The 21774-nt window shown below is 69.6% G+C and carries 22 protein-coding genes; 16 read left to right on the top strand and 6 right to left on the bottom strand.

Annotation, left to right across the window (positions count from 1 at the left end; genetic code table 11):
• Positions 1-7: 7 nt before the first annotated feature.
• On the top strand, positions 8-361 hold the full coding sequence (locus tag L8M95_RS16545) for an MmcQ/YjbR family DNA-binding protein (RefSeq protein ID WP_260487172.1): 354 nt from the start codon (positions 8-10) through the stop codon (positions 359-361).
• 69 nt (positions 362-430) lie between these two features.
• Here L8M95_RS16545 and L8M95_RS16540 read toward each other — a convergent pair whose 3' ends face one another.
• Positions 431-949 (bottom strand): hypothetical protein, encoded by a 519-nt coding sequence (locus L8M95_RS16540; protein ID WP_260487171.1) that lies wholly within the window; start codon positions 947-949, stop codon positions 431-433.
• Between the two features lie 206 nt (positions 950-1155).
• On the opposite strand from L8M95_RS16540, the gene L8M95_RS16535 reads away from it, so the two are divergent.
• Together L8M95_RS16535 and L8M95_RS16530 are read left to right on the top strand one after the other, a co-directional pair.
• A complete protein-coding gene (locus L8M95_RS16535) occupies positions 1156-2913 on the top strand; it encodes an HNH endonuclease signature motif containing protein (protein WP_260487170.1) in 1758 nt (585 codons plus the stop codon).
• A 110-nt stretch (positions 2914-3023) separates the two neighbouring features.
• Positions 3024-4169, top strand: coding sequence for an alkaline phosphatase family protein (locus tag L8M95_RS16530; protein WP_260487169.1), 1146 nt, complete (start codon positions 3024-3026; stop codon positions 4167-4169).
• 23 nt (positions 4170-4192) lie between these two features.
• On the opposite strand, the gene L8M95_RS16525 is transcribed toward L8M95_RS16530, so the two are convergent.
• Entirely contained in the window at positions 4193-5092 is a 900-nt protein-coding gene (locus L8M95_RS16525; protein ID WP_260487168.1) for a hypothetical protein, read from the bottom strand.
• 290 nt (positions 5093-5382) lie between these two features.
• Here L8M95_RS16525 and L8M95_RS16520 point away from each other — a divergent pair, with 290 nt between their 5' ends.
• From L8M95_RS16520 to L8M95_RS16475, 10 genes are all read left to right on the top strand, one after another.
• The gene (locus L8M95_RS16520; protein ID WP_260487167.1) at positions 5383-5676 is read left to right on the top strand and encodes a hypothetical protein; all 294 of its coding nucleotides are present in this window, start codon (positions 5383-5385) and stop codon (positions 5674-5676) included.
• A 4-nt stretch (positions 5677-5680) separates the two neighbouring features.
• Positions 5681-6559: a hypothetical protein gene (locus L8M95_RS16515; RefSeq protein ID WP_260487166.1), complete on the top strand. Its 879-nt coding sequence runs from the start codon at positions 5681-5683 to the stop codon at positions 6557-6559.
• Positions 6537-7502, top strand: a complete 966-nt coding sequence (locus tag L8M95_RS16510; protein WP_260487165.1) for a hypothetical protein — start codon at positions 6537-6539, stop codon at positions 7500-7502. Before L8M95_RS16515 ends, L8M95_RS16510 begins: the two co-directional genes overlap by 23 nt.
• Entirely contained in the window at positions 7499-8041 is a 543-nt protein-coding gene (locus tag L8M95_RS16505) for a hypothetical protein (RefSeq protein ID WP_260487164.1), read from the top strand. Before L8M95_RS16510 ends, L8M95_RS16505 begins: the two co-directional genes overlap by 4 nt.
• A gap of 114 nt (positions 8042-8155) precedes the next feature.
• Positions 8156-9337: a zinc-dependent alcohol dehydrogenase gene (locus L8M95_RS16500; protein ID WP_260487163.1), complete on the top strand. Its 1182-nt coding sequence runs from the start codon at positions 8156-8158 to the stop codon at positions 9335-9337.
• Positions 9334-10128 (top strand): histidine phosphatase family protein, encoded by a 795-nt coding sequence (locus tag L8M95_RS16495; protein WP_260487162.1) that lies wholly within the window; start codon positions 9334-9336, stop codon positions 10126-10128. Before L8M95_RS16500 ends, L8M95_RS16495 begins: the two co-directional genes overlap by 4 nt.
• The gene (locus L8M95_RS16490) at positions 10125-11006 is read left to right on the top strand and encodes an NAD(P)H-hydrate dehydratase (RefSeq protein WP_260487161.1); all 882 of its coding nucleotides are present in this window, start codon (positions 10125-10127) and stop codon (positions 11004-11006) included. Before L8M95_RS16495 ends, L8M95_RS16490 begins: the two co-directional genes overlap by 4 nt.
• A gap of 29 nt (positions 11007-11035) precedes the next feature.
• Positions 11036-11599 (top strand): transporter substrate-binding domain-containing protein, encoded by a 564-nt coding sequence (locus L8M95_RS16485; protein ID WP_260487160.1) that lies wholly within the window; start codon positions 11036-11038, stop codon positions 11597-11599.
• On the top strand, positions 11596-12600 hold the full coding sequence (locus tag L8M95_RS16480) for a cation diffusion facilitator family transporter (protein ID WP_260487159.1): 1005 nt from the start codon (positions 11596-11598) through the stop codon (positions 12598-12600). Before L8M95_RS16485 ends, L8M95_RS16480 begins: the two co-directional genes overlap by 4 nt.
• Before the next feature lie 39 nt (positions 12601-12639).
• Entirely contained in the window at positions 12640-13206 is a 567-nt protein-coding gene (locus L8M95_RS16475) for a hypothetical protein (RefSeq protein ID WP_260487158.1), read from the top strand.
• A 36-nt stretch (positions 13207-13242) separates the two neighbouring features.
• Here the strand turns inward: L8M95_RS16475 and L8M95_RS16470 are convergent, their stop codons facing one another.
• The 3 genes from L8M95_RS16470 to nadA all read right to left on the bottom strand — a co-directional run bounded on the left by L8M95_RS16470 (position 13243) and on the right by nadA (position 15894).
• Entirely contained in the window at positions 13243-13767 is a 525-nt protein-coding gene (locus L8M95_RS16470) for a hypothetical protein (RefSeq protein ID WP_260487157.1), read from the bottom strand.
• 64 nt (positions 13768-13831) lie between these two features.
• Positions 13832-14671, bottom strand: a complete 840-nt coding sequence (gene nadC, locus L8M95_RS16465) for a carboxylating nicotinate-nucleotide diphosphorylase (RefSeq protein ID WP_260489291.1) — start codon at positions 14669-14671, stop codon at positions 13832-13834.
• A gap of 128 nt (positions 14672-14799) precedes the next feature.
• Complete coding sequence (nadA, locus tag L8M95_RS16460) at positions 14800-15894, bottom strand: quinolinate synthase NadA (protein WP_260487156.1); 1095 nt, start codon at positions 15892-15894, stop codon at positions 14800-14802.
• A 75-nt stretch (positions 15895-15969) separates the two neighbouring features.
• Here nadA and L8M95_RS16455 point away from each other — a divergent pair, with 75 nt between their 5' ends.
• A complete protein-coding gene (locus L8M95_RS16455; RefSeq protein WP_260487155.1) occupies positions 15970-16674 on the top strand; it encodes an NUDIX domain-containing protein in 705 nt (234 codons plus the stop codon).
• Here the strand turns inward: L8M95_RS16455 and L8M95_RS16450 are convergent.
• Positions 16643-17269, bottom strand: coding sequence for a hypothetical protein (locus L8M95_RS16450; protein WP_260487154.1), 627 nt, complete (start codon positions 17267-17269; stop codon positions 16643-16645). The genes L8M95_RS16455 and L8M95_RS16450 overlap by 32 nt on opposite strands.
• 141 nt (positions 17270-17410) lie before the next feature.
• Between L8M95_RS16450 and L8M95_RS16445 the strand changes: the two genes are divergently transcribed.
• Positions 17411-19570 carry an acyltransferase family protein gene (locus L8M95_RS16445; RefSeq protein ID WP_260487153.1) on the top strand — a complete coding sequence of 720 codons (2160 nt, stop codon included), beginning with the start codon at positions 17411-17413 and terminating at the stop codon, positions 19568-19570.
• 57 nt (positions 19571-19627) lie between these two features.
• Positions 19628-21772: a glycogen debranching protein GlgX gene (gene glgX / locus L8M95_RS16440; RefSeq protein ID WP_260487152.1), complete on the top strand. Its 2145-nt coding sequence runs from the start codon at positions 19628-19630 to the stop codon at positions 21770-21772.
• The last annotated feature ends 2 nt before the right edge of the window (positions 21773-21774 follow it).

Raw genomic sequence — 21774 nt, 5'->3', positions numbered from 1 at the left:
CGCCGCGATGCGGGCCCGCGAACTGCCCGCATCGACTCTGGAGTTCCCGTTCGGGCCGGGCGTCGACGTGTTCAAGGTCCGCGGGAAGATGTTCATGTTCCACACGACCGTCGACGGCGAACGCCAGGTGATCCTCAAGGCGTTGCCGTCTGATTCGATGTCGCTCCGCGATGCGCACGCCGACATCACGCCCGGATACCACATGAACAAGCGGCACTGGATCTCGCTGCACCCGGGCGGATCCCTGGACGCGGACATGGTGTCCGAGCTGGTCACCGAGTCCTATCGGCTCGTGGTCGCCGGCCTGCCCAGGACGCAGCAGCCCGTCGAGCCGCACGCGTTCGGCCGCGGGCAGCGGTAGCTTCCGGCACCCCTACCCGGGATTCACCCGGCCCCTCACCCCTCGGTCGGGCGCGGGGCGGGGCGCGTCTCAGTTCCCCGGCGTCAGCGAGGTCTCGGCGAGAGAGCCGAGCCGATCGCCCACAGAACCTTCCACCGACTCGGTGGCCGACCCTGTGTCCAGTTGATCCTCGAGCGAGTTGCCGACCAGCGGCACGCCTGAGACCACGGCACCCACGGAGCCCGCGACGTCACCCTTGAGCAGTGAATCCGCAGACGCGGCCACTGGGTTGAGCACCATGCAGACCACGCCGACCGGAACCTGCAACGGCGCCCCCATCAGGTTGGCGGCGGCACCGACCGCGGACCCGATGTTGCACGCGAGCGTGGCGGTGGACCCCAGCGGACCGGTGGCGTAACCGGGCAACGACCCCGTCACGGAACCCGGCAGCAGCTCGCCTGCCTCACCGAGGTAGTCGCCCTCGGTCTCGGACGATCCCGGGAAGGAGTTCGAGCTGGTTGCGCCTGAACTCTGCGCAGTTGCGGCTCCCGTCGACATGACGACTAGCGCGGCAGCGACCGCTCCGGCACAGGCAAGAGTCTTGGACATGGAACGCCTCCGAGGTGTGGGTCCACGGGGCATTCACCCCGAACGATAAAAAAGAGTGGACCACAGATCAGGCCGAGGTGGGCTCCCGTTGCTCCGGAGCCCCTGCACCAAGATCCTCTGAAGTGACCCTTGCCGGTGCGAACCTACTTTCGTATACTAGAACACAAGTTCGATGCCGGGTTAGCGACGACGGAGGGGGTGGGTGGATGCAGGAGGACGCGGATCGCGCGGCCGCTGGCCACGCCTCCCCCGCCTCGCCCGGCTCGTCCGGCTCGTCCGCCTCGCCCGCCTCGTCTGGTTCCTCGAGTTCGTTGTCGGGTCTGCGGGCGGCGGTGCGTGAGGGCTGGATGGGCGAGAATCGTGCAGCGGCACGCCGGTTCGTGGCGTGTTACGAGTTGTTCCTCGAATGCCAGCGCCGGGAGGAGTCCGGGGCGGGCGCCGGTGAATGCCGACCCGGGCATGCGGTGGTCGATCCCATCGACGTCGCGACCGGGTACGTGGTCGCGGCGATGGCGATCTCGTCCCGGCGGGCCACCACCATGATCTCCTTCGCCTTCGACCTGCACACCCGGTACCCGGCGATCCTGACAGCGATGGCGCAGGGGCGTCTGGACCAGCGCGCCGCCGAGGTGCTCGCCTCCCAGATGGCCACCGTCCACGTCGACGTGCTCGATTTGGTGCAGCAACAGGTCGTCGACGAGTACCTCGCCGCGATCGAGGGCGGGATCCGCCTGGGCGAGAAAGCCATCCGCAGCAACGTCGATGCCATCATCGCCGGCTACGACGCCAATGGCATCCGCCTGCGCCGCCAGGAAGCCGCCCGCACCCGCGGGGTACGCGTGAACAAAGGCATCGACGGCATGTCCACCATCTCGGCGATCCTGGCAACCGAGGAAGCCGCCGTCCTGGCCGAGGCCCTCGACCACCGCGTCGCCGACCACCGGGCCGCCGACGCCGCAGCTGCCGCCGACGCCGCCGCCAACGCCCGCGATGGCGACGGTGATGGTGAGGCCGCCGGTGAGGTCGACGACTACTCCCTCGCCGAACGCCGCGCCGACGCGTTGATGTCCCTGGTCTGCGGCGACACCGGCCCCGGCCAGCCCGGTGCCGCGGGCCAGTCCGCCACCGCGGGTGCCGGGGTGGCGCCGCTGCGGCCACGGGTCACCGTCATCGCCACCGGCAACCACGCCCGCGACGACGGCGGAGCCCGGGTGGAGTTCACCCGCACCGGCCAGGCCGCCCTGCAGGCCCTGCTCGACATGCTCGCCACCAGCGACGGGGCCACGTTTGAGGCCGTCGATCCCCGGATCGGGGCCGCCGACGACGCCCGAGCCGCCCTGACCTACCGGCCCAGCGCCGACCTGGCCCGCCGCATCCGACTACGCGACGGCACCTGCCGCCACCCCGGCTGCGCGATCCCGGCCGAGTCCTGTGATCTGGACCATGTGGTGCCGTTCGATCACACCGACCCCGAGCGTGGCGGGCACACCACCGAGGCCAACCTCGCCGCGATGTGCCGGCGCCACCACCGGTTCAAGACCTTCTCCGACTGGCGCTACCACCTCCACCCCGACGGCACCCTGACCGTGACCACCCCCGAGGGCTCGACCATGCTCACCCGACCCTCCGGCCCACTGGCCGACTACCGACGAGAACACGCCCACACCGAGACCCAGGCCTGGGCCCGTCAGCAACGCCGCACCCCCGACCCCACCGGCGACGACCGGGCCGACGCCGAACCGACCTACTGGTCCCGCCGCGCCGCCCGCCACAACGCCGAACGCCACAACACCGAACGCGCCCGCGCCACCACCGACACCATCCCCACCCCACCGGCCGAGTCCAGCCGCTGGTGGAACCGCAACGCCCCACACGCCAGCGCCATCGAACTCGGCATCCGCACCCTCCTACTCGACCACCACCGCCAACGCCTCGACGACATCATCGACCCACCACCCTTCTGACGACGCAGCCGGAAGCCGGGCAGTCGGGCAGTCGGGCCCCGCCATGAGATGCAGTCGCCCATCAGCCGCGTATCTCCCCCGACCCGCGGGACTTGAGGGATCGTGAGGACATGATCGCGATCCCCACCAGCCCGTCCGAGAATTCGCTCGCCGATGTCATGCCGTCGATCGCCGCCGCCTTGGGTACCGGCTTCCGCAGCCCGCTGGAGATAGCCCCCACGAGCGATGCGGTGCTCGTACTCATCGATGGCCTGGGGGCCGAACTCATCCGCCAGCACGCCGAGGCGGCTCCCACCCTCGCGGCGACGACCAACCGAATGATCTCTGCCGGGTTCCCCGCGACGACGGCCACGAGTTTGACGAGCCTCGCGGTGGGCGCCCCCTGCTCCAAGCACGGCATCGTGGGATACAGCTTCCGCATGTCAGACGACTCCGGCGCCCCACCGACGTCGTTCAATCCGCTGCGGTGGACTCTCGAGTCGTCAAGCGGCCCCTCGGCGTTGGATCGCTTCCCGCCCCGGCAGGTCCAGCAACAGCCGAGCCTGCTCGAGTTGTTGGCAGCCGACGGGGTCGATGTCACCTACGTCATGCGTGAGGACTTCCGTGATTCCGGCCTGACCCGAGCGGCGTTCCGGGCGGGAGGCGACTACCTCCCGGCGAACTCACTTGACGAGATCCGTCAGGGAATCCTGGACACCTTCAGTCAGCCGTCCCGCGCCCGACGATTCGCATACGCCTACTTCGGCGACCTCGACCTCATCGGCCATATCCACGGCCCGGGATCATCCCAGTGGCTTCAGTCCCTGCGCGAAGTGGACAAGTTCGTCACGGACCTCGCCACCGATCTCCCCCGCGACTGCAAGCTCCTGCTGACGGCGGACCACGGAATGGTCGCCGCTGAGACCGTGATCGACATCGACGCGACCCCAGCGCTCCTCACCGACGTCGAGGCAGTGGCCGGGGAGGCCCGGGTTCGTCATGTCTATGCCCGCCACGGGGCGGCGCGGGACGTCCTGCACTCGTGGCGGGCACAATTGACCGACCTCGCCCGGGTCATCAGCCGCGAGCAGGCCCTCGACGAGCAGCTTTTCGGCCCAGACCGCGACCACGCCGACCGCCTCGGGGACGTCATCGCCATCGCGACCGGCGGCGTTATTCTCGCGCGGCCACAACTCGAGAAGATGGAATCCTCCCTTCTCGGTCATCACGGGGCCAACACCGCGGCCGAGCAGCACATCCCACTTCTCGTGCGATAACTACTGTCCGGCCCGTCGCGGGTTCAGCAGCTCACGAGGGCGGACGGATCACTAGTTGTGTCCAGCCATCGCCCGTAGGCCGGCGGGCCCGCTGCCCGCACGTCGCCGCACAGCTCCTGCCTCGTATAACCAGACGGCTGGTAGACCGCGTAGATGACGTTGCCGTTCTCGTCCCGGGGGCGCAGCGACGGGCACGCCATGTCCGTGCGGAGGTACGACGACCCGGGGTACGTGGCCAGTGCGGAGGAGATCTCCTGTGCATAGGCGCCGGGGGTGACGGCGGAGTAGAGCACCACGATCCCCCGCCCGTCGCAGAGTGGCCTCGTCATGGGCGTGGACAGGCCGAGGTCTCCCGTCGACACCTCTGATCGCGGGCACTCGTCGAGAAGCCGCGACAGTTCGGCCGGCATCCCGTCACTCTCCGCGTCGTCTGCGCAGATACCCGAGGGAATGCTGGTGTACCGGCTCCATGCCCCGTCGACGCGGCCGACGATGTACTGCGTGTCGCCGGCCGGTTCGCCGGGCGGAACATAGACGTGGGCGAGCGCCCAGTCGCCCAGACATCGGTCGATGTTCACATTTCGACGGGCTATTCCCGCTTCGCCCGAGATTTCGTCGGGGTCGCAGGCGGTCACTCCAGCCGGGGAGATCGGCACGCCGTCCTCGTTCGAACCCGTGGGGGTGGTCCGCGGCGTCGAGGGCTCGATGGTGGTCGACCTGGGGGCAGGGGCTGCAACCGGCCGGTGTTCGTCGGATGCGAGGAGGTACCCGACGATGCCTGCGAGGGCGATCAGCAGTACCACGATGAGCACCCCCATCGCCCAGACCAGTGGGCTGCGTCGCGGGACCGACGGAGGTGTTCCATACGGGGCGTGCCCCCATCCGTCGTCGCTCCAGCCAGATCCGTTGGGCGGACTACTCATGGTCACCACCGTTGACGGGGCCGGGTAACCGACCTATCCGATCTGAATGGTGGTTACTTTATTCGGCTCGGCGTCGAAGAATCTTCGATTCGGTTCGGCCCGGCGCGGAACCAGCCGTCACGCCCCGCGCGTCATACAGGTTGCAGGAATGGAACAGCGCCGGGGTACGGCCATCACGACAGCAGGGCGGGTATGAAGACGACGACGAGGACGACCACACCTCCAGTGCGCTCGCACCGGGATGAGCTGAACCGGTTCGGGGACGCATTGTCGTCGAAGCGGGGCTCGCGATGACCGGGCCGCTGCACGTCGCACCGGTCGAATTGCACGATCTGGCCGGGCGGATCGATGGATACTGCGTCGACGTCGGTGAGATCGCACCGGAGGTCTCGCTCACGGCCGCGGCCGCTGTCCTGGGAGAGAGCAGGGTCGCTGCCGTCACGCGCACACTCGCCTCCCGGTTGGGCGAGTCGACCGACAGGCTGAGCTCCGACCTGTCCGCGGCAGCAGACCGACTTCGGAACGCTACCGACGCGATCGTCGACTCGGATGTCCACAACGCGACGACCTTCGGCGGGAGGTGACCCGGTGTCCGTGCGCCTGAGCGAGGCCCTCTCCTGGCGACTGGACGCGGTCGAGTCGCAACTGACCGCGGTTCGTGCCGGAGTCGCCACCACGAGCGACGTGGCGGATCTTCTGCGGGACGACGTGGAACGAACACTCGACGAGATGCGGGGTCACTCCGTCGAATCGGCGCGACTCGCTCTCGGCGACCTGCGGAGAAGGTCCTTCGCGGTCGGGGACGACTTGCGTAGTACCGCCGACACGTTGTCGTCGTTCGCTCGGGCCGCGGCGTTCCACCGGGACCGGTTGGCCGTGGATGTGGAGTCCGTTCATCAGAGGGGTGGTGCAGTCGGAGAGGACGGGACGGTGACGCCCCCGGCAGCTGCGGAGTCTGCTGTCGAGGAAGAACTCGACGAACTCGGAAAGTCGATCATAGCCACGCTGCGGGCGCTCGACTCGCTCGATGTCGAGACGTCCCGGGAGCTCGCTCTCCTCAATGAGTCCATTGCGTTATACGGTGACAACGCCGATCCGAGGACTGCGATCGCAGGGTTGGTCATGGGCGCCATGACGCAGCCGCTCGGAGCCCTCATCGACGCGAGCGACGATGGGTTGCGGGGCACGCGGCTCGTGGCGAAAGTACTGGGTCCTTTCGGGAACGCACTCGGGTTCGTCGCCGGAATCGCAGGAGCACCGGACGACGAGCGGATGTCGGAGACGCTCGCCGCCGAGGGCGGCGGACTGGTCGCGGGGTTGTTCGTGGGCGCTGCGGCCGGCAGTTTCATCCCCGGTGCCGGGACTGTCGCGGGCGCCGCGTTCGGACTCCTCATGGCGAGCGGCGCCGGTTACTTCACCACCGTCGCTATTCGGAATCACTTCGATGACGAGCGAGAAGGCGGCTGATCAGATGACTCATGTCAGGACCACCCACGGAGTCACAGCCGAGATGGCGTGGGAATACCGCGTGGCGCAGAATCCCCGGTGGATCTGGGTGCTGTCGGCACCGCTGTTCCTCGCGCTCGGAGTGGAGACCAGCGCAGATTTCTTTCACGATCCGGGCCGGGCAACGGTCTCGTCCCTGGCCGGCGCAATCACGATGTTCTCCCTGTTGGGGCTTGTCCCGGTCGTGGGTGGGTTCGTCTATCTCAGTCCGGCCCGACGGCTCAAGGAGCCGACCGGACCGATTCCCACGGTCACCCTTGCACGCTTCCATGTACCGACGCTCGTCGGCGTTGTCGCATTGGCCACCTTCGCGGCACTCGAGTACCTCGAACCCCACATGACGCTCGGCTCACGATTCGCACCGCCGCGACTGCTCGTGACGGCTGTCGGGTTGTACGGATTCGTTCTGTTGTCGTTTCTCCTCGCCGGGCATCGGCACCTACTGCGTTTCACCCCGGAAGGGTTGGAACACCACCGCGGGCGCTTCCGCACGACCATTCCGTGGACAGAGGTACTCGACGTCAGGGCGATCGGCGACGCGAACCTCAAGCACGGCGGCGGCTCCCGGATTTACTACGCGAACAGGCGCAACCTACGGGCCGGGGTACAGGTGGCGGTGCGAGACGAGGTCCCGAGCCGCGGAAGGGGGAAGCGATTCCGGTTCAACGGCGTCGACGTGATCAATATCGATTGCTCCGGGTACAAGATCGACCCCAATACCCTGATCAATGCCACTTACCTGCTGATCGAGAACCCAGAGCTGCGTCCGCTGCTGGCCACGCCCTGGGGTGCTGAACTGTTCGTCGGTCCGGGATGGAACACCCGCCGGAAGATGCGCGTCGGGGACCGCTGGGAGCGCGGTACCGGAGAGATCATCCGCGCCGGCGAGGAAAGCGCCCGATGACGACGCTCCCAGAATTCCTGCAGATTCACGGCTGCGTCCTCGAACCGCTGGAGGAGCCGTCACTGAGAAGCCTCGACCCCGGCGACGGCTGGCGGTTGGTCGAGCAGAACGAACCGGTCGGCAACGCCGCGGTGTGGGTGCACCCGGGCCTGGGCAGGGAGGGTTTCCAACCGACGGTCGTGGTCTCCACTGCGAGGATCAGACCGGCGGTGGACTGCACGACGGTCCTCGACAGGCTCGCCGATACTGCGGCAGTTCTCGGCGGGTGGCGGCTACGGGCGACACAGCGGGTGAAGGATGACCGAGGCCGGTGGGTCGCGGACACCCTGGGCGAGTTCCGCGTGGGCGACCATGAACTCACAGCCTCCACGATCGCCACCGTGTGGCGCGACGACGGAGGCGACAGCGGCGAAGGAGTCGTCAGCGGAGACACCGCCTGTGGATCGGGAGGTGGGGCGACGGTACTGCGCCAGGTGGTTGTGACGACATTCGCCGACCAGTTGACGAGTCATGCGGAGGTCTTACGCGCACTGGATTGACCTCCGACCGCGGCGAGCCGGTGGCCACGTCTACCGGATGCGGAGGCCGCCCTGCGTTATTACGGTCGGAGGCATGCGTGAACGCGCATGGCACGACCAGAGAGGAGCCCGCTCATGAAGGCAGTCACCTGGCACGGCAAGCGCGACGTCCGCGTCGAGGACGTCCCTGATCCACAGATCCAGGAGCCCACCGACGCGATCGTCAAGATCACCAGCACCAACATCTGCGGATCGGATCTACACCTGTACGAGGTGCTGGGTCCCTTCATGAACGAGGGCGACATCCTCGGACACGAGCCCATGGGAATCGTGGAGGAGGTCGGCGCGGAGGTGACCGGGCTCAAGCCCGGCGACCGCGTGGTGATGCCCTTCCAGATCTCCTGCGGCCACTGCTTCATGTGCGACAAGGGCCTGAACACCCAGTGCGAGACCACCCAGGTGCGTGACCAGGGCATGGGGGCGGCGTTGTTCGGCTACTCCGAGCTGTACGGCAGTGTCTCGGGCGGTCAGGCCGAATACCTGCGGGTCCCCCAGGCGCAGAACACCCACATCAAGGTGCCGCACGAGCATTCGGATGACCGATACCTTTACCTCTCCGACGTCCTGCCCACCGCCTGGCAGGCCGTGGAGTACGCGGAGATCCCCGACGGTGGCACGGTCGTCGTGTTGGGCCTCGGGCCGATCGGCGACATGGCCGCACGCATCGCCGCGCACCGTGGACACCGCGTGATCGGCGTGGACCCCGTAGCCGAGCGCCGGGCCCGCCAGGCCCACCGCGGGGTGGAGGTGATCGATCCAACTGACGTTCCCGGCGAGATCGGCGACGTCATCCGCGACATGACGGACGGCCGCGGGCCCGAATCGGTGATCGACGCGGTCGGCATGGAAGCCCATGGTTCTCCCGTGGCGAGCGCTGCGCATGCCGCGGTCGGTCTGATGCCCAAGTTCTTCGGCAAGAAGATGATGGAGCACGCCGGGGTCGACCGACTCGGGGCGTTCTACTCGGCGATAGACATCGTGCGCCGCGGCGGGGCAATCTCGCTCTCGGGTGTGTACGGAGGCACCGCCGATCCGGTGCCCATGCTCACGTTGTTCGACAAGCAGATCACCCTGAAGATGGGCCAGGCCAACGTCAAGCGCTGGGTTCCGGAGATCATGCCGCTGCTCACCGACGACGATCCGTTGGGCGTCGACGACTTCGCCACCCACCGGCTCCCGCTGGCCGACGCACCCCGCGCATACGAGATGTTCCAGAAGAAGGAGGACGGCGCCGTGAAGGTGGTCCTCGAGCCGTGACCGAACTCGCGGGACTCCTGCTTGTCCGCCACGGCCAGAGTGTCGGCAACGTCGCCAACGACAATGCCCGCGCCGCCGGTGCCCACCAACTCGACCTGGACCACCGCGACGCCGACACGCCGTTGTCGGACGCCGGGGTGCGCCAGTCCCGGGCGGTGGGTGCCTGGCTCGGGGACCTGCCCACCGAGGCCCGCCCGACCGTGTGGCTGACCTCGCCGTATCGCCGGGCGGCGGACACGGCCTCGGCGGCACTCGAGGTGGTCGGTGGTCATGCGCGCGGAGATGGGTCCGGCGGTGCCGCGCTGCTCACCGACGAACGGCTGCGTGAGCGTGATCTGGGGATTCTCGACGGATTCACCGGCCGTGGGATCCGGGAGCGGTATCCGGAGGAAGCCGAGCGGCGGGACCGTATCGGCAAGTTCTACTACCGTCCTCCCGGTGGCGAGAGCTGGACCGATGTGCTCCTGCGGGTGCGCTATCTACTGACGGATCTGCGTCAGCAGTACGCCGGCGAGCGGGTCGCGGTCTTCAGCCACCAGGCGGTCATCATGTGTTTCCGCGTGGCGCTGGAGCAGATGGCCGAGGAGGAGGTCCTCCGGATCGACCGGGAGGACCCCCTGCCCAATTGTTCGGTGACGACGTACCGGGTGGGCACGGGCACAGGCCCGCGCGCCGGCGCCCGGACCGAGCGACTCGAACTCGAACGCTACGCGGACACGACGGCCGTAGAGCGAGCTGACGAGCCGATGACCCGGGAGATCCCGGCTGGGACCGAGGAGGCGGCGCGGTGAGCAGCAGCGAGTCGGTCCTCACGCCGCACCTGCTCCGCGGGTGGGCTCTCCCCTCCCCCGACGGCGGGAAGGAGGGTCGAGGGCGGGTCCTGGTCGTCGGTGGCAGCCGGTCCACCCCGGGCGCGGTGCTGCTGGCCGCGGAGGCGGCGCTGCGGTGCGGGGCCGGCAAACTGCAGATCGCCACGGCCGGGTCGGTGGCGTCGACCCTCGCGATCCATATCCCGGAATCGAAGACCGTCGGTCTACCCGAGGACGACGCCGGCGAGCTCACCGCCGCGGGCGCGGACACGATCGTCGAACTCGCTCAGGGGTGTGACGCAGTGGTGTTGGGTCCGGGCATATGCGACAAGGTCGCCGCGGTGGAGCTGCTCTCCGATGTCGTGCCCCGGCTGGACACCACGCTCGTGCTGGACGCGCTGGGGATGGCCTACGTCACGGAGAATCCCGACGGGCTCGCGCACCTCGAGGGGCGCGCGGTCCTCAGCCCTAATCCCAGGGAGCTCGCCCGCACCCTCGACGTGCCCGAGGACGAGGTGGAGTCCGACACCCCGGGACACGCCATCGAGCTCGCCGGGCGAGCCGGGGCCGTGGTGGTGACCGGCACTGCGACCTCGTGGATCGCCGCGCCGGACGGCCGGTTATGGCGGGACGAATCCGGCTCGTTCGGTCTCGGCGTCTCGGGGTCGGGTGACGTCAAGGCCGGGCTCATCGGCGGGTTGCTCGCCCGTGGGGCCGAACCCGCCCAGGCCGCCGCGTGGGCGACCTTCGGTCACGGTCGGGCCGGGGAGCGGTTGTCCGCCCGGGTCGGTGTGACCGGATTCCTCGCGCGCGAACTGCTGCCCGAGATCCCCGGTGTGCTGGTGGAACTCTCGTCCTGAACGGGTCGACGCGGAAGGTGGGGAATCCCATGCACGTCCGTCGAAATCCAGTCGAGCGTGGTCGTACCCGCGGCCCGCTGGAGACGACCGGCCGAGGCGTCGTCTCCGTCGCTCACTCCGTCGTTCTCACCGTCGTTGTCGCGGTCCTCGTCGCGGTCCTCGGCGCCGCCTGCGGCGGACCACTCCCCAAGGACACCGACGGCAGTCTCGGGCGCATCACCGACGGCGTGCTGAGGGTGGGCGTGTCGGAGAACCCGCCGTGGACCGAGGTGTACGACGACGGCCGGGTCGCCGGGCGGGAGATCGACCTGGTCACCGGATTCGCCGAGTCGTACGCCGCGGACGTCGAGTGGACGCCCGGCGCGGAGAGTGAACTCGTGATGGCGATGGCCCGCGGGGACCTCGACGTGGTCGTGGGCGGGCTGACCTCCGACTCCCCGTGGGAGAAGGAGATCGCGTTGACGAGGCCGTACACCGACGAGGTCACCCCCGACGGGGACACCGAGAAGATGGTGATGGCCACTCCCCTCGGGGAGAACGCGCTGTTGGTGGCGCTGGAGACCTACCTCGCCGAATCCGGGGGCGCATCATGAGTGCCGAGAGGGACGACGACCGACGGAGCCGCGGCGCGTCGGGGATCGGGCGCGACGACCTGCCCGACGATCAACGGGCCGCGCTGCGTCGCGCGGTCCGCCTGGAGTGGGCGACCCTCGCGGTACTGGTCGTCACCGTCGCAGCGGTGTACGCCGTGTCCGGCCAGTCGCAGGCGATGAAGGCCGCCTGGATCGAGGACTCGCTGTCCCTCCTGCCGCCGATCGCGTTCCTCGTGGCGGTGCGGATCGCGCGGACTCCGCCGTCGGCTCGTTTCCCCTACGGCCGGCATCGCGCCGTCGGGATCGGGCATCTCGTCGCCGCGGTGGCTCTACTGACGATGGGGGCGTTCCTCGTCTTTGACTCCGCGACGGGTCTGGTGACGGGCGAGCGGCCGCCGCTGGGGGTCGTGGAGATCGGCGGGCGGGTGGTCTGGTCCGGGTGGCTGATGATCGTGGTGATGGGGTTGTCCGTCATCGGGCCGTTCTTCCTCGGCCGGATGAAGGCCGCACCCGCCGAGACGCTGCACGACAAGGTCCTCTACGCCGATGCGGACATGAACCGCGCGGACTGGAAGACCGGCCTGGCCACCATCGTCGGCGTCCTCGGGATCGCGGTGGGCCTGTGGTGGGCGGATGCGGTGGCGGCGTTGGTCGTGAGCGTGTCGATCGTGCGGGACGGGTGGTCGAACCTGCGCGGTGCGATCGAAGGCCTGGCCGACGCGCGTCCCACCCGGTTCGACGGCACCGACCCGCATCCACTCGTGTACCGGATCGACGACCTCCTGGCGGGTGTCGACTGGGCAGACGACCACGGCGCGCGGGTTCGCGACCAGGGGCACGTCTTCCATGTGGAGGCCTTCCTGGTCCCGTCGCCCGGCCGGGAGGTCACCGTCGAGCGGCTCGCGGACGTCCGGCGTCGGCTGGCCGAGCTGAGCTGGAAGATCGAAGACGTGGTGGTGACGGTGGTGCCGCAGGTGCACGACGCCCACCGCCCCTGCTGACCGGCTGCACGCCGCCGCCCGGACTGGCAGGCTCGGGGTATGACCTCACTCGAGACCATCCGAACCGCCATCGACGCCGCCACCGAACCCGAGCAGCCCGCGCTCGAACGAGCCCGCATGATCGTGGTCGACAAACTCGGCGAGCGCGACAGCCTGGCACTCGACGAACTGATCGAGTCGGTGTGCGAGGCCTACGAGGCACCGTCGGGCGAGCCGCTCCGGCTGGTCGACGTTGACCCGTCCGCCCCCGAGGCGGACACCCCGGCCCTGCGCAACCTGCGTTACGCCCGCGCCGCGCGCACGGCGATCATCGACCTGCTCGAGGAGGGGACGATCGTGGCCGTCGATCCGCTACCCGGCGACGGTGAGATGGTCCGCGCGACCGGCGAGGGCGACCCTGCCGGAGGCGGTTCGGGTGATGGCGCTGCGGGTGACAGCGCTGCGGGGGACAGCGCTGCGGGCGAGACCGGTGGGAGCGACGACGACGAGGTCACCGCTGCCAAGGAGACCACCGACGCGGCGGCCGCCGAGGCCGGAGCCGACGAGATCGTCCTCGCCACGGGCCCGCGGCCCGAGGGGCGGCGATTCGCGCTCGGGGACCGCTGACACGCGGCCGGCGGGGCCGGGGCACGTCAGGGCTGGTTACAGGGCGACCGTCTCGTCCGGGTGATCGGTCTCCTTGAGCGGCTTCTGGGCCCCGCCGGACAGGGTGGTCTCGCCGAGACGGGCCTCCCGGTAGCGCTCCGCCTGAGCCTGGGTGATGGGCTCGCGGGCACCGTCCTTGGCGTAACTGACGGGCAGCCAGGCCCCCTCGTTGTCCAACCTGGCGACGATGCGCTGCCGGAGCCGGAACGGCTGGATCGTGTCGGACCAGGCCACCAGCAGGTCGAGGTCGGCGCCACGGGCGTCGGGCGTGGAATCGGTACTGCAGAAGTGCTGCACACTGCGCCACACCGCGAACTGCGCTCCGGTCACCGCGAGCGGGTCGACGGTCGGGGCCTTGGCGGTGCGGGCGGAGCGCGTCGGCCTGGTGCTCCTGGCGGGTGCGGGCGGAGGGGGCGGCGAGGTGTTCTCCCCCGCCTCGACGCGGCGGCGCGCCTCCTCCATCCGCTGCAATCGTCGTTCCGCTGCCGTGCTCTTCTCGCCTGAGTCCCAGAACCCCGTCATGGTCCTCGACTTTACGCGGACCGCGGCCGGTGGCCCGAGCCCGAAGGCCACGGTGGGGCGGACCTCACATATCCAGTCCCAGATCGAGCACCGCGACGGAGTGGGTCAGGCCCCCGACCGCCAGATAATCGACCCCGCAGCGGGCGTAATCGGCCGCCGCGTCGAGCGTCAACCCACCGCTGGACTCCAGGCGGGTGGCCGGTGAGACCTTGTCGCGGCGCTGGACCGCGATCTGGGTCTGCCAGACGGGGAAGTTGTCGAGCAGGACGAGGTCCACGCCGGCTCCCAGCATCTCGTCCAGTTGCTCGAGCGAGTCCACCTCGACCTCGCACGGCAGATCCGGGAAGCGCTCCCGCACCGCGGCCAACGCCGGGAGCACCCCGCCAGCGGCCACCACGTGGTTGTCCTTGACCAACACCGCGTCGCCCAGGCCCAGTCGATGGTTGACCCCGCCACCGCAGCGGACCGCGTACTTCTGCAGCAACCGCATCCCGGGCATGGTCTTGCGGGTGTCGCGAACGGCGCAGCCCGTCCCGGCGAGCTCGTCGGCCCACGCGCGGGTCGCGGTGGCCACGCCGGACAGGTGGCACACGAGGTTGAGCAGGGTCCGCTCGGCGGTGAGCAACCCGAGCGTCGGAGCGCTGATCTCGGCGACCACGTCGCCGGCCGAGACGCGGTCCCCGTCGTGGGCGTGCAGAACCACCGAGAAGTCCGCCCGCCCCGGCTCGGCCCGGCCGAACACCTCGGCCAGGACCATCTCCACCAGCGGCAGTCCGGCCACGACCCCGTCGGAGCGGGTCGCGAGGCGGGCCGTGGCGCGGGCGTCTGCGGGCACCGTCGCCAGCGAGGTGGCATCCGGGCCGTATCGCAGGTCCTCCTCGAGGGCACGCCGTACCGCGATCAGGGCGTCGGCACGGGTGTCGGGGTCGAAGACCTCGTCGTCGTCGCCCCGGTGGTCGTCGGCGCGGGGGTCGTCGGCGCGGGGGTCGTCACGGTCGGCCCCGGGCGCCACGTTCGACGCGCCGGCCCCGCTCACTCCCCCGACCCCGGGTTGCCGATCGCGATCATCCGCTCGACGGACCCGCGCGCGGCCTCGGCGGTGACCGGGTCGACGTGCACCTCGTCGGCCCCCTCCACGAGCGCGCGCAGCAGCGCGGCCGGGGTGATCATCTTCATGTAGGGGCAGCTGGCCTGGTCGTTGACCGGCAGGAAGTCGATCTCCGGGGCGGCCTTGCGCAGCTGGTGGATCATCCCGACCTCGGTGGCCACGAGGACCTCGCGGGCACCCGAGGCGCGGGCGGCGTCGACCATCCCGCCGGTGGACAGGATCTTGACCTGGTCGGCCGGGACCGCACCCTCGGTGGCCAGGTGCAGGGCACTCGTGGCGCAACCGCACTCGGGGTGGACGAACAGCTCGGCGCCCGGGTGCGCCTGCGACTTGGCGGTGAGCTGGTCACCGTTGATCGCGGCGTGGACGTGACACTCGCCCGCCCACACCAGGACGTTCTCGCGGCCCGTCTTGCGCCGGACGTGCGCGCCGAGGAACTGATCGGGCAGGAACAGCACCTCGCGGTCCGGGTCGATCGACTCGACCACCTCGACCGCGTTGGAACTGGTGCAGCAGATGTCGGTGAGGGCCTTCACGGCGGCGGTGGTGTTGACGTAGGAGACCACCACCGCGTCCGGGTGCTCGGACTTCCACTCCGCCAGCTGCTCGGCGGTGATGGAATCGGCCAGCGAGCAGCCCGCGGCCTCGTCGGGGATGAGGACCGTCTTGTCCGGGGACAGGATCTTCGCGGTCTCCGCCATGAAGTGGACGCCGCAGAAGATGATGGTCGACTGCTCCGCCTCCGCCGCGATGCGCGACAGGGCGAGGGAGTCGCCCACATGGTGGGCGATGTCCTGGATCGCGGGGACCTCGTAGTTGTGCGCGAGGATCACCGCGTCGCGCTCGGCGGCGAGTCGGCGGATCTCGGACGCCCACTGCGCGTCGGGCTCGACGCCCGTGTACACCGCGCCGTCGTGACGGATCTTCGCCGCGAGCGGCGAATCGAGCCGCCCGACGACGGTGTCCGGCCTCGGTGCGACCGTCGTGCTCGCGGTGTTCAGTCCTGTGGCAGTGCTCATCGCTGCCCCCTCCCGGGTGAATCGGTGCGGACCGGCAAACCACCGGCCGGTCGTTTTCGACTTACAATCGAAAACATGATGCAGTGTAACACCGGTCACGAGGTCCTCGTCGTGGTGACCCAGGTGCGGCCGGTCCCCGGGGCCGCCGCTCCCGCGCTCCACGTCCTGCTGTGGCAACACTCCCTCGGGCCGGCCGCCGGCAGGTGGGCTCTACCCGGTGGCGAGGTCCGCGACGACGAGGACCTCCCCGCCTCCGCCACCCGGCAACTCGCCGAGAAGGTCGACGTCCGATCACTGAGCCACCTGGAGTCCGTCGCCGAGTTCTCCGACCCCGCCCGCATCCCCGGCCGGCGCGTGTTCGCCTCCGGCTTCCTCGGAGTCCTGCCCAGCGACGCGGACCCGGCGATCCCCACCGACACGGCATGGTTCCGGGTCGACCAGCTGCCGGACACCGTCTATGACCACGCCGAGATCGTGGCCCGCGCACGAGCCCGGCTGGCGGCCAAGCTCTCCTACTCCACCCTGGGGTTCGCCCTGGCGCCCGAGGAGTTCACGCTGTCATTCCTCGCGCAGCTCTACGGCGCCGCCCTCGGCCACCCGGTGGACCCGACCAACCTGCAGCGCGTCCTCACCCGCCGCGGCGAGCTCGTGCGGTGCGGGCGCAGCGCTCCGCCGGGGCCGTCGGGGGGTCGGCCGGCGGCGCTGTACGCGTTCGCCGAACGACGGCTACGGATCACCGACCAGTTCGCTACGCTGCGCCCGCCGACGACGGCCGGGTGACGGACGGGTCACCCAGATCCCCCGCGGGACTGAGGTACGCCAGGACCGCCACGGTGAACGCCGCGATCATGGCCCCGAGGACCACCCAGTCGAGGCCGGGAGGGAACCAGTCCCACGCGGGGCCGGAGGTCCCGAAGACCATGCGGTCGAAGAACAGATCGCCGGCGGCCGGCGCCTGCCGGACGAGCTCGCCGTAGGGGGCATCGCCCGGGGGCGCGGCCAGCACATCGGCCAGCGGGGTGGCGGCCGCGGCGGCGAGCGCGCAGATCAGGCCCGGCAGCACCGCGAGCGCGGGAACGCCCGCCGGCCGCCGGAGATGAGGATGTCGCCGCCACAGCACCATTACCGCGCAGACGGTCGCGAACCCCAGCAGGACGACCAGGACGAGCAGCTGACTGCCGCCGTCCGCCCCCGAATCCGGTAGCCGCAGCCCCCGGCCGTCGCCCACCGACAACAGTTCCGCGCGGGGCGCCGCGACGATCCACAACAGCACCGCGGCGAGGAACGGGCCCACCACGCCGAGCAGGGTCGACGCCGCGTGCGCGACCGTACCGCCCGGGCGCGCGGGAGTGGTCGACGACGACGGGCTGGTCATGCGCACGGACTGTACCAACGCCGGTGGTGCCGACCCGTTGTGGTGTAATCGGACCCGGCTCCGCCGGCTTCCGGCACGGTGCCCGGACGCCGGGCCGGGCCCCACCGACCAACCGGACGACACGTCAGGAAGTACCCGCCAGTGGCCACCACATCTGCTCCCGCGCCTGCCGGTCGGCGCCGCGGGACGATGGCCTACCGGCACGACATCGATGGCCTGCGCGGCCTGGCGATCGCACTCGTGGTGGTCTTCCACATCTGGATGGGCCGGGTCTCCGGCGGCGTGGACGTCTTCCTCACCCTGTCCGGCTTCTTCTTCCTCGGGTCGCTCCTGCGCGGCGCCGGAGACCCGGGCTCCCCGCTCTCCCCCCTGCCGCACCTCAAGCGGCTGGTCCGCAGGCTCTACCCCGCCCTGGTCGTGACGATCGCCGCCACCGTCCTGGGCACCGTGCTCATCAAGCCGCCCACCCAGTGGTCGGCCATCTTCGAGCAGACCGTCGCCTCGCTGCTCTACTACCAGAACTGGGAACTGGCGTTCACGGCGTCGGACTACGCCGCGGCCGACGCCACCATCTCGCCGCTGCAGCACCTGTGGTCCATGTCCGTCCAGGGGCAGTTCTACCTCGTGGCCCTCGCGGTGATCCTGGGCGGGACCGCCCTCTGGCGCCTCGTGATCCGACGCGGAACACCGAAATGGCTGCTCGTGGGCGTCGTCGCCGCGGGGACCGCGGCCTCGGCATGGTGGGCGGTCCTCGGGCAGGCCACCAACCAGGCGTGGAACTACTACGACACCGGCGCCCGCATGTGGGAGCTCCTCGTCGGTGGACTGGTGGCCATCGTGCTCGCCGGGATCGTCCTGCCCTGGCCGCTGCGACTGCTCGCCACTGCCGCCGGCCTGTTCCTCGTGGTGAGCACCGGCTTCCTCTTCGACGGCGCCGGCTACTTCCCCGGCCCCCTCGCCTGGTACCCCATCGGCGGCGCCCTGCTCATCATCCTCGGCGGCAACCTGCCGCCCGGACAGCGCGCCACCCCGTGGAAGGACCCGATCACCTGGCTCCTGTCCGCGCGGGTGTTCCGGCGCCTGGGAGACATCTCCTACTCGCTGTACCTGTGGCACTGGCCGCTGCTCATCCTGTGGTTGTCCCACGACCGCGAGGCCGAGATCACCGTGGTCTCCGGACTCGTGATCATCGCCATCTCGATCGTGCTGGCGCTCATCACCGAGAAGTACGTCGAACGCCCGGTGCGGATGCCCAGCCGGGCACGCGGACGCACCACCCCGGCGGCTGCGGCACGCGACCGGAAACGGGGCGGTCCGGCCCGTTCGGCCCGTGAGCAGAGGCTGTTCGTGGGCGCCAGCGTCCTCGTCGTCGTCGCCGCCGTCGCCAATCTGGGCACCGTCGGCTGGTGGGGCGCCACCTCCAACTCCCGCTCGGCCGTCCCCTACGTCGACTCCCTCACCGACCCGGACCACCCCGGCGCGCGGGCGTACCTCGAGGACGTCCCCGTGCCCGACGACGTGTCGTACGTGCCCTCCCTCATCCAGGTCGGCAACGACCTCCCCGCCAGCACCCTGGACGGCTGCATCTCCGACTTCGAGTCCACCGAGGTCGAGATGTGCGTGTACGGCGACGTCACCTCCCCCCGCACGATCGCCCTGACCGGCGGATCCCACGCCGAACACTGGATCAGCGGCCTCGACGAGGTCGGCCGGCACTACGGCTTCCGGGTGGTCACCGTCCTCAAGATGGGCTGCCCGCTCACACTCGACGCCTCGGTCTCCGACGGTGACGAACCGCTGTACGAGAGCTGCGCACAATGGACCCCCGAGGCGCTCGCCGCCCTCGTCGGACTGAACCCGGACTTCGTGTTCACCACCGCCACCCGCCCGGTCGGCGTCGTGGGGCCCGACGTCACCCCCCGCCAGTACGTGGACCTGTGGCGGGCGCTGGGCGAGCAGGGCATCGGCGTGATCGCCATCCGCGACACCCCGTGGCTCAACCGGGGCCGCGGCCCCATCCGCGCCAGCGACTGCCTCGGCGACGGCGGCACCCCGGAGGAGTGCGGTATGCCGCGGGAGCGCTCCATCTCCCCCATCAACCCCGCCGCGATCGCCGCCGCGGGCCTGGACTCGGTTCGCCTGCTCGACCTCAGCGACGGCCTGTGCAACCCGGAGGACTGCCCCGCCGTGGTGGGCAACGTGATCGTCTACCACGACTCCCACCACCTCTCGGGCTCGTGGGTCCGGTCCGCCTCTGGCGAACTCGCCCGTCAGATGGGGCCCGCCACCGGGTGGTGGTGACCCGCCGCTGTCCGCACAACGGCGGCTCGACGCCGCTAGGCACTACCCTTGGTTCTCGTGACCCAAGACGACGAGACGCAGTCCGCCCCGGAGCTCATCCGAGCCTGGCCCGGTACCCCCTACCCGCTGGGGGCCACCTATGACGGCACCGGCACGAACTTCTCGCTGTTCTCCGAGGTAGCCGAGCGGGTGGAGCTCTGCCTGATCGACGACGACGGCAACGAACAGCGCATCGAGCTCACCGAGGTCGACTACCACATCTGGCACTGCTACCTGTTCGGCGTCACGCCGGGGCAGCGGTACGGATTCCGCGTCCACGGACCGTACGAACCCGAGAACGGCCTGCGGTGCGACGCGTCCAAGCTGCTCATGGACCCGTACGGCAAAGCCTTCGACGGCTCCTTCGACGGGGACCCGAGTCTGCACAGCTACGACCTCGAGAACCCGGACGAGCGCAACACCGACGATTCGCTCGGGCACACCATGACCACCGTCGTGATCAACCCCTACTTCGACTGGGGCAACGACCGGGCGCCCGGGCACGAGTACCACAACACGGTGATCTACGAGGCCCACGTCAAGGGCATGACCGCCACGCACCCGGAGATCCCCGCCGAGATGCGCGGCACCTACGCCGGGATGACCCACCCGGCGATCATCGACTACCTCACCGAGTTGGGCGTCACCGCGATCGAGCTCATGCCGGTCCACCAGTTCATGCAGGACCAGAGACTGATCGACATGGGGCTGCGCAACTACTGGGGCTACAACAGCTTCGGGTTCCTGGCGCCGCACAACGAGTACGCGTTCTCCGACCGACCCGGGGACGCGGTCAGCGAGTTCAAGGCCATGGTGAAGGCCTTCCACGAAGCCGACATCGAGGTGATCCTCGACGTGGTCTACAACCACACCGCCGAGGGCAACCACATGGGCCCGACCATCGGTTTCCGTGGCATCGACAACCAGGCCTACTACCGGCTGGTCGAGGGCGACGAGAAGCACTACATGGACTACACGGGTACCGGCAACACCCTCAACGTCCGGCACCCGCACTCGCTGCAGCTCATCATGGACTCCCTTCGGTACTGGATCCTGGAGATGCACGTCGACGGGTTCCGCTTCGACCTGGCCTCCGCGCTGGCCCGGGGCCTGCACGACGTCGACCGGCTGTCCTCGTTCTTCGATCTCGTCCAGCAGGACCCGGTCGTCAGCCAGGTCAAGCTCATCGCCGAGCCGTGGGACGTGGGCGAGGGCGGGTACCAGGTGGGCAACTTCCCACCGTTGTGGACCGAGTGGAACGGGCAGTTCCGCGACACCGTGCGCGACTTCTGGCGCGGCGAGCCCGCGACCCTGGGGGAATTCGCGTCGCGCCTCACCGGGTCCTCGGACCTGTACGAGCACACCGGTCGCCGGCCCAACGCCTCGATCAACTTCGTCACCGCCCACGACGGCTTCACGCTCAACGACCTGGTGAGCTACAACGAGAAGCACAACGATGCCAATGGTGAGGACGGCAACGACGGCGAGAGCCACAACCGCTCCTGGAACTGTGGCGTCGAGGGGCCGACCGACGACCCGGAGGTCCTCCGGCTGCGCCACCGTCAACGACGCAACCTGCTCACCACGTTGATCCTCTCGCAGGGCACGCCGATGATCGCCCACGGCGACGAGATCGCCCGCACCCAGGACGGCAACAACAACGTCTACTGCCAGGACAACGAGATCTCCTGGATGGACTGGGATCTCGACGACGAGAAGCAGGATCTCCTGGACTTCACCCGTCGCCTGGTCCAGCTGCGCAAAGACCACCCCGTGTTCCGTCGCCGCCGGTTCTTCGGTTCCCCGCTGCGGGGCGAGGAGGAGCCTCAGGACATCGGGTGGTTCACGCCCGAGGGGTCGGAGATGACCAGCAAGGACTGGGACTCCGGGTTCGGCAAGTCCATGGCCGTGTACCTCAACGGCGAGGGGATCCACGAGCCGGATCCGCGCGGCCAGAGGATCGTCGACGACTCGTTCCTCATGCTGTTCAACGCCCACCACGAGCCCATCGACTTCTCCCTCCTCGGCTCCGACTACGCCGAGACATGGGAGGTCGTCCTCGACACCGCCGACCACCTGGAGGAGCGCGCGGGTGAGCTGAGCTCGGACGACACCATCAGCGTCGCCGACCGGGGCACCATCGTCCTGCGCAAGGTCAGCTGAGC

It is taken from the genome of Dietzia sp. B32, assembly GCF_024732245.1.
Taxonomy (GTDB): domain Bacteria; phylum Actinomycetota; class Actinomycetes; order Mycobacteriales; family Mycobacteriaceae; genus Dietzia.
The sequence above is the reverse complement of the archived record's forward strand: the minus strand, read 5'-3'. Positions and strand labels throughout refer to the sequence as shown.